Source organism: Allobosea sp. LjRoot237 (assembly GCF_964253285.1).
GTDB lineage: Bacteria > Pseudomonadota > Alphaproteobacteria > Rhizobiales > Beijerinckiaceae > Allobosea.
In genome coordinates, this window is record NZ_CAXUQP020000001.1 from 5363248 (window position 1) to 5375877 (window position 12630).

At 67.1% G+C, this 12630-nt stretch carries 14 protein-coding genes; 3 read left to right on the forward strand and 11 right to left on the reverse strand.

What is annotated here, in order from left to right; genetic code table 11:
• Positions 1-2 precede the first annotated feature (2 nt).
• On the reverse strand, positions 3-1223 hold the full coding sequence (locus tag ACSQ24_RS26010; RefSeq protein WP_436097486.1) for an aspartate aminotransferase family protein: 1221 nt from the start codon (positions 1221-1223) through the stop codon (positions 3-5).
• On the reverse strand, positions 1220-1375 hold the full coding sequence (locus tag ACSQ24_RS26015) for a hypothetical protein (RefSeq protein ID WP_436097487.1): 156 nt from the start codon (positions 1373-1375) through the stop codon (positions 1220-1222). The genes ACSQ24_RS26010 and ACSQ24_RS26015 overlap by 4 nt, the downstream gene beginning before the upstream one ends.
• 393 nt (positions 1376-1768) lie before the next feature.
• Between ACSQ24_RS26015 and ACSQ24_RS26020 the strand changes: the two genes are divergently transcribed.
• The 3 genes from ACSQ24_RS26020 to ACSQ24_RS26030 all read left to right on the forward strand — a co-directional run bounded on the left by ACSQ24_RS26020 (position 1769) and on the right by ACSQ24_RS26030 (position 3163).
• Positions 1769-2317 (forward strand): GcrA family cell cycle regulator, encoded by a 549-nt coding sequence (locus ACSQ24_RS26020; protein ID WP_436097488.1) that lies wholly within the window; start codon positions 1769-1771, stop codon positions 2315-2317.
• A gap of 88 nt (positions 2318-2405) precedes the next feature.
• Positions 2406-2843, forward strand: coding sequence for an NUDIX hydrolase (locus ACSQ24_RS26025; protein WP_436097489.1), 438 nt, complete (start codon positions 2406-2408; stop codon positions 2841-2843).
• The gene (locus tag ACSQ24_RS26030; RefSeq protein ID WP_436097490.1) at positions 2843-3163 is read left to right on the forward strand and encodes a YnfA family protein; all 321 of its coding nucleotides are present in this window, start codon (positions 2843-2845) and stop codon (positions 3161-3163) included. The genes ACSQ24_RS26025 and ACSQ24_RS26030 overlap by 1 nt, the downstream gene beginning before the upstream one ends.
• Positions 3164-3171: 8 nt before the next feature.
• Here ACSQ24_RS26030 and phoB read toward each other — a convergent pair whose 3' ends face one another.
• The 9 genes from phoB to ACSQ24_RS26075 all read right to left on the reverse strand — a co-directional run bounded on the left by phoB (position 3172) and on the right by ACSQ24_RS26075 (position 12596).
• Entirely contained in the window at positions 3172-3870 is a 699-nt protein-coding gene (phoB, locus tag ACSQ24_RS26035; RefSeq protein WP_436097491.1) for a phosphate regulon transcriptional regulator PhoB, read from the reverse strand.
• Between the two features lie 29 nt (positions 3871-3899).
• Entirely contained in the window at positions 3900-4622 is a 723-nt protein-coding gene (gene phoU / locus ACSQ24_RS26040; protein WP_436097492.1) for a phosphate signaling complex protein PhoU, read from the reverse strand.
• Between the two features lie 40 nt (positions 4623-4662).
• On the reverse strand, positions 4663-5469 hold the full coding sequence (gene pstB, locus ACSQ24_RS26045; RefSeq protein ID WP_436097493.1) for a phosphate ABC transporter ATP-binding protein PstB: 807 nt from the start codon (positions 5467-5469) through the stop codon (positions 4663-4665).
• A gap of 22 nt (positions 5470-5491) precedes the next feature.
• Positions 5492-6376 carry a phosphate ABC transporter permease PstA gene (gene pstA, locus ACSQ24_RS26050; RefSeq protein WP_436097973.1) on the reverse strand — a complete coding sequence of 295 codons (885 nt, stop codon included), beginning with the start codon at positions 6374-6376 and terminating at the stop codon, positions 5492-5494.
• 19 nt (positions 6377-6395) lie between these two features.
• On the reverse strand, positions 6396-7364 hold the full coding sequence (pstC, locus tag ACSQ24_RS26055; RefSeq protein WP_436097494.1) for a phosphate ABC transporter permease subunit PstC: 969 nt from the start codon (positions 7362-7364) through the stop codon (positions 6396-6398).
• A 237-nt stretch (positions 7365-7601) separates the two neighbouring features.
• Entirely contained in the window at positions 7602-8627 is a 1026-nt protein-coding gene (gene pstS, locus ACSQ24_RS26060; RefSeq protein WP_436097495.1) for a phosphate ABC transporter substrate-binding protein PstS, read from the reverse strand.
• Positions 8628-8735: 108 nt separating this feature from the next.
• Positions 8736-9788 (reverse strand): ATP-binding protein, encoded by a 1053-nt coding sequence (locus ACSQ24_RS26065; RefSeq protein ID WP_436097496.1) that lies wholly within the window; start codon positions 9786-9788, stop codon positions 8736-8738.
• A gap of 133 nt (positions 9789-9921) precedes the next feature.
• Positions 9922-10869, reverse strand: coding sequence for a lysylphosphatidylglycerol synthase domain-containing protein (locus tag ACSQ24_RS26070; RefSeq protein WP_436097497.1), 948 nt, complete (start codon positions 10867-10869; stop codon positions 9922-9924).
• A 203-nt stretch (positions 10870-11072) separates the two neighbouring features.
• Positions 11073-12596: an ABC-F family ATP-binding cassette domain-containing protein gene (locus tag ACSQ24_RS26075; RefSeq protein WP_436097498.1), complete on the reverse strand. Its 1524-nt coding sequence runs from the start codon at positions 12594-12596 to the stop codon at positions 11073-11075.
• Positions 12597-12630 lie beyond the last annotated feature (34 nt).

The following is a 12630-nucleotide window of genomic DNA, read 5'->3' on the forward strand; positions in this document are numbered from 1 at the left end:
GCTCATTCCGCCGCCGGCCGGGCAAGCTCGGCCTCGACCGCGCCCGCCGCCTTGTCGAGCCGCGCCACCGCTTCGGCAACCTCGCTCTCGCCGATGATCAGCGGCGGCAGCAGGCGCACGACATTGTCGCCGGCAGCGACCACGAGCAGGCCGGCTGCCCGCGCCTGGGCGACGAAATCGGTGTTCGGTGTCCTGAGCTTGAGGCCGAGCATCAGCCCCTCGCCGCGGATCTCCTCGATCACGGCGGGATGGTGGTCCTTGAGCTGGGCCAGCGACTGGCGCAGACGCAGCGCCGTCTTCTGGACGCGGTCGAGGAAGCCCGGCGCCAGGATGATGTCGAGCACGGCATTGCCGACCGCCATGGCGAGCGGGTTGCCGCCGAAGGTGGTGCCATGCGTGCCGAGCGTCATGCCGGCGGCCGCCTCTTCGGTGGCTAGGCAGGCGCCCATCGGGAAGCCGCCGCCGATGCCCTTGGCGATCGACATGATGTCGGGGGCGACACCGTAATGCTCATAGGCGAAGAACTTGCCGGTGCGGCCGACACCGGTCTGGATCTCGTCGAAGATCAGCATCAGCCCATGCTCGTCGCAAAGCTCGCGCAGCTGCTTGAGGACACGCATCGGCACCGAGCGCAGGCCACCCTCGCCCTGGATCGGCTCGATCATCAACGCAGCGGTCTCCGGCCCGATCGCCGCCTTCAGCGCCTTCTCGTCGTCGAAGGGCACCTGGTCGAAGCCGTCGACCTTCGGACCGAAGCCGTCGATGTATTTCTGCTGGCCGCCGGCGGCGATGGTCGCGAGCGTGCGGCCATGGAAGGCGCCTTCGAACGTGATGATGCGATAGCGCTCGGGATGGCCTTTCGCGGCGTGATACTTGCGCGCCATCTTGATCGCGCACTCGTTCGCCTCGGCGCCCGAATTGGTGAAGAAGACACGGCTTGCGAAGGTCGCCTCGCAGAGCCGCCGCGCCAGCTTCTCGCCGTCGGGCATCGTGTAGAGATTGGAGGTGTGCCAGATGCGCTGCGCTTGGGCAGTCAGCGCCTCGACCAGGTGCGGATGGGCATGGCCGAGCGAATTGACGGCGATGCCGGCGCCGAAATCGAGATAGCGCTGGCCGTCGGTGGCAATCGCCCAGGCGCCCTCGCCGCGCTCGAGAGCGATCGGGGCGCGGGCATAGGTCGGCAGGAGAACGGAGGACGCGGCGGAAACGGGAGCGGTGCTCATGGAGCGAAATCCTTGCGGCGAAACAGGGAGGAAGCGCGGAACCTCAGATCGGGAACGGAGATGCGGAGCGCTTTCGGCATGATGCCGGCATGATGCGACCCGCCGGCGACATTATCGTCGCTGGCCGTTCCCGCCGTCTCGTCGCGCGTCAAGCCGCATCGATGGAAAATCCCGATCGCTCAAAAACATAAGCGCCGCCCGATGGGGGCGGCTGCGTGAGGCGACTATGCAAAACCGGCCCCGCCCTGTCAATTGCGGCTGACCTCGCGGCAGCGTTGCCGAATAGACTCACCGTTTCGCCGTTTGCAGTGATTGGCTGGGGAAAAGCCGAATTACGATTCGGCGACTCTTGTGGCCGAGTCAGGCCATCTTGTATGGTCTCCCTCGTCAGATACGACATCTCGTGCGGCGTCTCCAGTATCGTCAGTTCCGGGCGTAACGGCTTCCGTTTAGCAACGGGCGCTGCCGGTATCGGATTCCGCCATGATCTCTCCCTATGCCTCGCCGGCGTGCCAGCGGGACATGACGAAGACAGGTGCAACTCCATGACCGAAGCCGGAGCCTGGACCGAGGAACGCGTCGAGCTGCTCAAGAAGCTCTGGAACGACGGCCTGAGCGCGAGCCAGATCGCCGCCGAGCTCGGCAACGTCACGCGCAACGCCGTCATCGGCAAGGTGCATCGCCTTGGACTGTCGGGCCGCGCCAAGAGCCCGGGTTCGGCGACACCGCGCCCGCGCAAGCCGGTGGCTCGCCCGCCGAGCCACCCGGCCGGCCACCACAGCAGTGGCGGCGGCCTGACCCGCGGTAATACCGCGCTCGCCCCGCAGTTCGCGCCGGAGATCGAGGCCGAGGCACAGGTCGCGCGCGAGCCGGCTCCGTCCGAGGATGTGGTCGTGCCGTTCTCCGAGCGGGTCACGATCATGGAGCTGCGCGAGTATATGTGCCGCTGGCCGATGGGCGATCCGACCACCCCGGAATTCCGCTTCTGCGGCGGCCGCAGCGCGACCGGAATGCCCTATTGCGCCTATCACGCCCGTATCGCCTACCAGCCGGCGGCCGACCGGCGCCGCGACCGCAAGGTCATTCGCGCCTGAGCAACTGACGCGAGACTGCCAGAATAGCGGAAGCCGGCCGAAAGGCCGGCTTTTTTCGTCGAAGCCAGGCTCGATGCACGAGGCATCCATGAACATCCCCGGATCTAGCCCGATCGAATACGCCTGTGCCCTGCCGATCAGGGAGGGGCGGCTCCTGCTGGGATTGCGAGCCGCGCACCGCTGGAACCGCCCATCCTGCTGGGACACGATCGGTGGTCACGTCGAGCCCGGCGAGAGCGCCGAGGCAGCCCTTGTCCGCGAGCTCCAGGAGGAGATCGGCGTCACGCCGACAGGTTTCCGCCGCTTCGAGACCATCGAGACGACGGAGACGGACGGCGTCACTCCCGCGCTCTGGCATCTGTTCACCGTGGGCGAATGGGCAGGCGAACCCGAGATCAGCAATGACGAGCACAGCGAAATCCGCTGGTTCACCTTCGACGAGGCCCAATCGCTGACACCGCTGGCGTCCGAGGCTTACCGCCCTGTCTTCGCCCGGCTCGCGGCAGCCTTCGGGCCGGGCACGTAATGGCTACGATCGCGATCTATGCGGGAGCGGCGCTGGCCGAGATCGCCGGCTGCTTCGCCTTCTGGGTTTGGCTGAAACTGGACAAGCCGGTCTGGTGGCTGCTGCCGGGCCTGGTCTCGCTCGCAGCCTTCGCCTGGCTGCTGACCCTGGTCGACAGCCCCGCGGCCGGGCGCGCCTTCGCCGCCTATGGCGGCGTCTATATCATCGCGTCGCTGGTCTGGATGGCGCTGGTCGAGAAGGTCGCACCCGACCGCTACGACCTAGCCGGCGCCGCGCTCTGCCTCGCCGGCGCAGCGGTCATCGTTGCAGCGCCGCGCTGACGGAGGTGTCAGGCGCGCGCAAACGTCTCGTCGAAGGCGTAACCGGCGCCGCGCACGGTGCGGAGCGGATCCTTGGCATTGGCCGGCGTGATCGCCTTGCGCAGGCGCCCGACATGGACGTCGACGGTGCGCTCGTCGATATAGACGTCGCGGCCCCAGACGGCGTCGAGCAGTTGCGCCCGCGAATAGACCCGGCCCGGCGCCTGCATCAGGAATTCGAGCAGGCGGAACTCGGTCGGCCCGAGATGCAGCTCGGCACCGGCCCTGCGGACACGCCGCGTCGTGCGGTCGAGCTCGAGATCGCCGGCGGCAAGCAGGCCGGCGACATGGCCGGGCTTGGCGCGGCGCAGCAGCGCCTGGATGCGCGCGATCAGTTCGGGCAACGAGAACGGCTTGACGACATAGTCGTCGGCGCCGGTGGCAAGGCCGCGCACACGCTCGGTCTCCTCGCCGCGCGCCGTCAGCATGATGATCGGCACGCGCTCGGTGTCGCGCCTTGTGCGCAGACGCCGGCAGAGCTCGATGCCGGAGAGGCCGGGCAGCATCCAGTCGAGCAGGACGAGATCCGGCGTGTGGTCGCGCAGATGCAGTTCGGCGTCGTCGCCGCGCGCCACGCTGTCGACCTCGAAGCCTTCGGCCTCGAGATTATAGCGCAGCAGCAGGGTCAGCGGCTCCTCGTCCTCGACGATCAGGATGCGTGCGGGCATGTCAGCGTCCGTTCAAACCTCTGCCAAGCTCAGCCATTGGCCGCCGGCAGGTCGACGAGAATGTTGGTGGTGTCGAGCTTGGGCCGGGTCTCATCGATCGACTGACCCGTAACGAGGTAATGGATGGTCTCGGCGATGTTGGTGGTGTGGTCGCCGATGCGCTCGACGTTCTTGGCGCAGAACAGGAGGTGCGTGCAGAAGGTGATGTTGCGCGGGTCCTCCATCATGTAGGTCAGGAGTTCGCGGAACAGCGAGGTGTAGAGCGCGTCGATCTCGTCGTCGCGGCGCCAGACCTCCATCGCCTTCTGCTCGTTGCTGGCGGCGTAGGCGTCGAGCACGTCCTTGAGCTGGGCCTGGACCAGGCGGCTCATATGTTCGAGGCCGACGACAGCGCGGTGCGGCGGCGAGAACTGGCCGGAGATCGCGACGGCGCGCTTGGCGATGTTCTTGGCGAGGTCGCCGACCCGCTCGATATCGGCGGCGATGCGGATCGCCGAGATCAGCTCGCGCAGATCGTTCGCCAGCGGCTGGCGCCGGGCGATGGTCAGCACCGCCTTCTCCTCGACGTCGCGCTGCAGGTTGTCGAGGCGCTGGTCGGCGCTGATGATCTTTTGGGCGAGCACGGTATCGCGGCGCACCAGCGCCACGGTCGAATCGCCGAGCATGCGCTCGGACATGCCGCCCATCTCGGCGAGGCTGCGGCGCAGGCCCTCGAGATCGGCGTCGTAGGAGCGGACGATATGGTCGGACATCGGGGCGTATCCTTCGGGGCTGGCCGACGATTTCAGGGCGTCAGCCGAAACGGCCGGTGACGTAGTCCTGCGTCTGCTTCTTGTGCGGGTTCATGAAGATCGTGTTGGTGGCGGCGAACTCGATGACTTCGCCGAGATACATGAAGGCGGTGTACTGCGAGATGCGCGCCGCCTGCTGCATGTTGTGGGTGACGATGACGATGGTGAAGTCGGTCTTGAGCTGCTCGAGCAGGTCCTCGATCTTGCCAGTCGAGATCGGGTCGAGCGCCGAGGTCGGCTCGTCGAACAGGATGACCTCGGGCTTCTGCGCGATGGTGCGCGCGATGCAGAGGCGCTGCTGCTGGCCGCCGGAGAGGCCCATGCCCGAGGCCTTGAGCTTGTCCTTGACCTCGTCCCAGAGCGCGGCGCGGCGCAGCGCGCCCTCAACGCGATCGTCGAGCTCCGACTTCGGCGGTTTCTCGTAGAGGCGGATACCGAAGGCGACGTTGTCGTAGATCGACATCGGGAACGGCGTCGGCTTCTGGAAGACCATGCCGATGCGCGAGCGCAGCTCGTTGACGTCGACCTGGTTCGAGATGACGTTGCGGCCATCGAGCATGACCTCGCCGGTCGCCCGCTGCTCGGGATAGAGCGAATAGATGCGGTTGAAGATGCGCAGCAGGGTCGACTTGCCGCAGCCCGACGGGCCGATCAGCGCCGTGACGTGGCGGTCACGGAAATCGAGATTGACGTTCTTCAGCGCCTTGTGCTCGCCGTAGTAGAAATCGAGGTTCTTGACGGCGATGCGGACGGGAGCGTCGACGTCCAGCGTCTGCGGGCTCAATTCCAGGGTCGAAAGCATCTGCATGGTCCTTCCGATCGGACGCTGTTCACTTGCCGCCGCGCACGATGCGCCGGGCGATGATGGAAAGCACGAGGATTGAGACGGTGATGATCAGCGATCCCGCCCAGGCGAGCTCCTGCCAGTTCTCGTAAGGGGCCGAGGCGAACTGGTAGATCGTCACCGGCAGGTTGGAGACGCCGCCCCAGAGATTGGGCGAGAACCAGAAATTGTTGTTCAACGCGGTGAAAATCAGCGGCGCCGTCTCGCCGGCGATACGGGCCAGCGCCAGCAGGATGCCGGTGACCATGCCCGATTTTGCCGCCCGCCAGGTGATCGAGGTGATGACGACGGAGGGCGGCGCGCCGAGCGCGGAACCCGCCTCGCGCAGCGAGCCGGGGACGAGCCGCAGCATGTCCTCGGTGGTGCGCACGATGACCGGGATCGCGATGATGCCGAGCGCGACGCCACCGGCCCAGCCGGAATATCCGCCCAGTGGCTCGACCATGATCACGTAGACGAAGAGGCCGATCAGGATCGACGGAGCCGAGAGCAGGATGTCGTTGATGAAGCGGATCAGGTCGGCGAGCTTCGAGCCCTTGCCGTATTCGGCGAGATAGGTGCCCGCGAGCACGCCGATCGGCGTCGCCACCGCGATGCCGAGGAAGGTCAGCACGACCGAGCCGACGAGCGCGTTGGCGAGGCCGCCGCCCTCGCTGCCTGGGCCCGGCATCGTCTGCGTGAAGGTGGCGACGGACAAGCCGCCAATGCCCTTCACGATCAGCATGCCGAGGATCCAGAACAGCACGAAGATGGCGATGAAGGTGAAGCCCGCGGCGATGATCCGCATCGCCTTGTCGGCGGTGCGGCGCGACTGGCGGACGCGGCCCCAGGGAGCGTGGGGCAGCGGGCGGGTGGTCGGCGATGTCGTCATGCTCATGGTCGGGACCCGCTCAGTAAGCCTTGACGCGCGACACCAGGATGCGCGCGATGACGAGGACGACGAAGGTGACGAAGAAAAGGATGCAGCCGAGCGCGATCAGCGCGTTGAGCTGCAGGCCGAGCGCCTCGTTGAACTCGTTGGCGATGCGCGAGGCGATGGTCGAGCCCGGATCCATGATCGCGGCCGAGAGCCGGTTGGCGTTGCCGACGACGAAGGTCACCGCCATGGTCTCGCCGAGCGCACGACCGAGGCCCAGCATGATCGCGCCGATGATCGAGACGCCGGCCTGCGGCACCAGGACATGGCGCACCACCTCCCAGGTCGTCGCGCCGATGCCATAGGCGCTCTCGCGCAGCACCGAGGGGATCTGCTCCAGCATGTCGCGGGTGATCGAGGCGATGAAGGGGATGATCATGAAGGCGAGGATGATGCCCGCCGTCAGGATGCCGAGCCCCGAGGGCGAGCGCGAATACAGCACCGTGCCGATGAGCGGGATGCCTTCGACGATGTTCGAGACCGGGATCTGCACATAGGCCGCGAACAGCGGCACGAAGACGAAGAGCCCCCACATGCCGTAGATGATCGAGGGCACGGCGGCGAGCAGCTCGATCGCGGTGGAGACCGGGCGCTTGAACCAGGCCGGCGCGAGCTGGGTGAGATAGACGGCGATGCCGAGCGAGAGCGGGACGCCGATGACGAGCGCGATCAGCGCGGTCGACAAGGTGCCGACGATCGCCGGCCAGGCGCCGTATTGCTCGTTCTGGGTGTCCCAGACGCTCGAGGTGATGAAGCCGAAGCCGAATTCGCGGAAGGCCGGCCAGCCGCCGATGACCATCGAGGCCATGATGCCGGCGAGCAGCACCAGCACGAACAGGGCCGCCAGGAAGCTGGCATTCCGGAAGACGAGATCGAAGGTTCCCTTCGGGGTCTTGCGGACAGGGGCCGTCAGCGTGTGGTCGAAGTCGGTTGCTGCGGTCATCTACAGGGGCTCCGGCAGACCCCCTCTCCCCTTGCGGGAGAGGGCTGGGGTGAGGGGTCGCGTAACGCGTCCCCGTATTCGCTCGAAGGGCCGCCGACGACAAGCGTCGCGCGACCCCTCATCCGGCCCTGTGGGCCACCTTCTCCCGCACCAAAACCGGCTATTGCCGATTTTGGCACCTTGGCTTGCCCATCTCGGGCAAGCCCGAGATGGGTGGGAGAAGGAAGACGGGAGCGATCAGAAGATCGGCTTGCCCGCCGGGTCGGTCACGCCCTTCCAGGCGTTGCGGACCTGATCCTTCACATTGGCCGGCAGCGGCACGTAGTCGAGGTCGAGGGCGAGCTGGTCGCCGCTCTTGTAGGCCCAGTCGACGAACTTCAGCGCGGCCTGCACCTCTTCCGGCTTCTCGGGCTTGGCATGCACGAGCAGGAAGGTGGCGGAGGTGATCGGCCAGGCCTGGGCGCCCTTCTGGTTGTTCAGCGAGATGCCGAAGCCGGGAGCCTCGTTCCAGTTGGCGTTGGCGGCAGCGGCCTGGAAGGCCTTGTCGTCCGGAGCCGGGAAGTTACCGTCGGCGTTCTTGACGAGGGCGTGGGCCAACTTGTTCTGCTTGGCATAGGCGTATTCGACATAGCCGATCGAGTTGGCGACCTGCTTGACCGAGGCGGAAACGCCCTCATTGCCCTTGCCGCCGATACCGACCGGCCACTGGACGGCCGTGTTGGTGCCGATCTTCGACTTCCAGTCGGCCGAGACCTTCGAGAGGTAATCGGTGAACACGAAGGTCGTGCCCGAGCCGTCCGAACGGTAGACCGGATTGATGTTGGCGTCGGGCAGCTTCAGGTCGCCGTTCAGCGCAACGATCTTCGGGTCGTTCCACTTCTTGATGGTGCCGAGATAGATCTCGGCGATCAGGTCGCCCGAGAGCTTGAGCTTTCCGGGTTCGACGCCTGCGATGTTGACCGCCGGAACGACGCCACCCATCACGGTCGGGAACTGGATCAGGCCGTCCTTGGTGAGGTCCTCGCCCTTGAGCGGAGCGTCGGTGGCGCCGAAGGCGACAGTCTTCGCCTTGATCTGGCGGATGCCGCCGCCCGAACCGATCGACTGGTAGTTCAGGCCGATGCCGGACTCCTTCTTATAGGCCTCGGCCCATTTGGAGTAGATCGGGAACGGGAAAGTCGCGCCGGCACCGGTGATGTCGGCAGCCTGGGCAACGCCCGACAGGCCGACGGCAGCGGCCGCGAGAATGAGAATTTTGCGCATGAGATGTCCTCTCTGGGTCGCAAGTGCAGCGACCCTGCTAGAACACCGGCTATATGACAGCTGCATGACAGACAGTCATGAAAGCGCCCCCGCCGTCGTCACAAATCGTTAACGGACCGGCTCGGGCAGGCGCGGCAGGATCGCCCTGAAGGTCGCGCCCTGACCGACGACGCTCTCGATCGTCAGACGGCCGCGATGGCGCAGCACGATGTGCTTGACGATGGCCAGACCCAAGCCCGTGCCGCCGGCTTCGCGGCTCGCGGCGGTATCGACGCGATAGAAGCGCTCGGTCAGGCGCGGCAGGTGCTCCGGTGCGATGCCGTGCCCGTCATCGCGTACACTGAGGCTCGCCTCGCCGTCGGACACCCCGACGACGATATCGACCTCGCCGCCGCGCTGGCCGTATTTGATCGCGTTCTCGACCAGATTCTCGATCAGCCGCAGCAATTCGTCGCGGTCGCCGGCGACGGTGACGGGCTGCTGCGGCACGTCGAGCTTCAGCGTCACCTCGCGCTCGCGCGCCATCAGGACGAGCGAGTCAAGGATCTCGCGGGCGATGCCGGCGAGATCGACCGGCGCCTCCGGCGCGAGATGCGCGCGCAGTTCGATGCGCGAGAGCGAGAGCAGGTCGTCGACGAGGCGGGCCATGCGCAATCCCTGCTCGCGCATGATCGTCAGGAAGCGGTCGCGGGCGGCAGTGTCGTTGCGGGCCGGGCCCTGCAGGGTCTCGATGAAGCCGAGCACCGAGGCGAGCGGCGTGCGCAATTCGTGGCTGGCATTGGCGACGAAATCGACGCGCATGCGTTCGGTCATGCGCTGTTCGCTGAGATCCTCGAAGGTCAGCAGCACGGCCCGGCGCCAGCCACTCCCGGCGAGCGCAGCGATATGGATGCGGAAGGTGCGCTCGACGGGCACGCGCTCGATCAGCTCGATGGCCCGGCGGCCGCCATGACGCGAGACCTGCTCGATCGCATCGATCAGATCGGGATCGCGCATCACGAGGGCGAGCGGCTTGCCCCTGGCGAGTGCCGTGATCAAAGCCGGCGCTGTCGGACTGAGCGCCTGGATCACGCCCTGCGGATCGAGCAGCACGGCGGGGACGCCGATGGCCTCGATCAGCGCTGCCGTCACCGGCGCCTGGGGATCGACCAAAGCGTTCATGCGGCTCCTGCCTTCCACGCAATCATCGCGAAGCAAGGCTCATAGCCTGCTTTCCGTCCGACTGAAATCGGCCAGGAAACGAGATGCGGCGACATACATGAGCAAGCATGCGCCGCCTGCGACCGGAGGCCGGCTAAAGCTCGTGCCGCCTGATGCGCCGGATCATCTCGTTCAGCGCCAGCAGCACCAGCGCCAGGATGAAGGGCAGGATATAGTAGATGATCCGGAAGAGCAGCAACGCGCCGAGCACCTGCTCGAAGGGCAGGCGGCTCAGCGCGATCAGCATGGTCGCCTCGAAAACGCCGAGCCCGCCCGGCGCATGGCTGGCGATGCCGATCAGGCAGGCGAAGATGTAAGCCGCCAGGAAGCTCTCATAGGGCAGGTTGTGGCCGCCCGGCAGCAGCACGTAGAGCACCGCGGCGGCAGCGCAGACCTCGGCGGCGCCGAGCAGCATCTGGGTTAGCGTGACGCCGAGGCCGGGCAGCGGCAGGTTCCAGCCGCGGACCCGCAAGGTCCGCTCGCCCGTCGCGACCCAGAAAAGATAGCCCGCCGTACCCAGCGCGACGGCAGCGCCAACCGCTTGGACCACCAGCGGCGAGGTCCGCGCCAGCTGCGCAACCGAATCCGTGGCATAGAACAGGCTGGCGCAGAGGATCATGCCGAGGCCGAGCCAGAAGGTCAGGCCGGCGATCACGGTGAGGCTCGCCACCTCGGAGGCGCGCACGCCCTTGGCCGAATAGATCCAATAGCGCACCGTGCCGCCGGTCACGATCGGAAAGCCGAGCGTGAACGCGACGGAATAGCTGGTGAAGGAGGCGAGCGCCGTCGTCCGATAGGGAATCGACAGGCCGAGCCGCCGCAGCGCCACCGCGTCATAACCGGTGAGCAGCAGATAGCTCAGCGCGGTGAAGCCGAGCGCGAGCAGGAGCTGGCGCTGGCTCGCATTGGCAAAGGCGCGGGCGAGCTCGCCCGGCTCGATCTCGCGGACGATGTAGTAGAGCACCACCAGCGAGGCGACGAAGATCACCGAGGAGGCGAGCGGGCCGAGCCACCACCAGCGGCTGCGCTTGCGCAGCGGCATCCCTGGCTCGTGCGGGCCAAACGACATCAGCACTCTTGTCGGGTTGTGCTCGCACGCAGCGGGCAAGGCGGGTTTGTGGCGGCTGGCCCTGACGGCCGGACCCGAGAGATAGCGCCTCCGCCGCGATGCACAAGCCGGTGCACCGCGGCGAATGCGCGCCATGAAGCTGGCGCAGGACACCGGCCGTGCGCTCAGGGTTGCAGCTAGCCCGCGCCCGCCATGGCCTCCGCGAAGAACGCTTCGGGATCGTCGACCTCGAGCAGCCGCCGCCTGTCGATCAACCAGAAGCGGTTGGCGACGGCCCGGACGAAGCTGCGATCATGCGAGACCAGCAGGCAACTCGTCTCGCCGGCGGTGAGCTCGGCTTCCAACGCTTCCTGCCCCTCGATGTCGAGATGGTTGGTCGGCTCGTCCAGCAGGTAGAAATTCGGCCTGGCGAGGCGCAGCGCCAGCATGGCGAGCCGCGCGCGCTGCCCACCCGAAAGCGCCCCGATCGGGCCGGTCTGGCGGTCGATGGCGATGCCGGCGCCGGCGAGCAGGCCGCGGGCCGACTGGTCGCCGATATCGAAGCGCCGGCTGATCAGCCCGTGCGGCGTGTCGACATCGGGCAGCTCGGCGAGGCTCTGGCTGGCATGGCCGAGCACCAGCGACGGCGTCGGCTTGATGCCGGGCTGATCGCCGCTTGCAATCGCCTTGTGGAGCATGGCGATGAAGCGCGACTTGCCGGCGCCGTTCAAGCCGAGCAGCACGATGCGGTCGCCGGGGCTGATCCAGCGCTTGCCGCTCCTGAACAGCAGCCGTCCGTCCGGCGTCTCGACCGCGGCATCGTCGAGCGCGATCAACGCCCTGACATGCGTGCCGCGACCGGCAAGCCTGATCGCTCCGGCCGAGCGCTCGCGATGGGCGGGGCGGGCCACGGCTTCGAGTTCGTCGGCGCGTCGCTTCAGCTGCCTGGTCTTGCTCAGCAGGAGATCGCTGCCGGAGTTGATGCCGATATTGCCCAGCTTCGCCGCCTGCCGCCGCATGTGCTGGACGGCCTTGAGATCGCGCTCGTTGCGGCGCGCCATGGCGGCGTCGCTCTCGTCGAGCGCGACGCGGGCTCGCGAATAGGGCAGCACGAAGAGCTGCGAATGCTCCTGGCGCAGGAACAGCGTCTTGCCAGTCGCCATGTCGAGGAAGGCGCGGTCATGGCTCGACAGGATCACGGCCATGTCGCGTGGCAGGCCGGCGAGCCAGCTTTCAAGCAGGCCGATGCGCGCGAGATCGAGATGGTTGGTCGGCTCGTCGAGCAGCAGCAGGTCCGGCTCGGCGACGCCGGCACGCGCGAGCAGGACGAGCCTTTGCCAGCCGCCGCTCAACTCCCCGAGCGGGCGCCGGCGCAGCTCCTCGGGCACAGCGAGTGCATCGAGCGCGACCTCGACACGCCAGTGCTCGCTCTCGCGCTGCTCGGCCGGCAGGGCGTCGAGCATCAGCTGGTCGACCGGCCGACTGAGCAGTTGCGGGGGAACATCCTGCTCGACATGGCCGATGCGCAGGCCGCGCGAGCGGATGATCTCGCCAGCGGACGGCTCGACCAGGCCGGCAAGGCAGCGCAGCAAGGTCGACTTGCCGCGGCCATTGGCGGCGACGAGGCCGAGGCGATCGCCGGCAACGAGGGAGAAGGAAAGATCGGAAAAGAGCGGTGCGCCCAGCGTGACGCCGAGATTGCGCAGGGTGATCAAGGTCATAGTCAGTCTCTGGACTGCCCGAACCGTGCGCCGC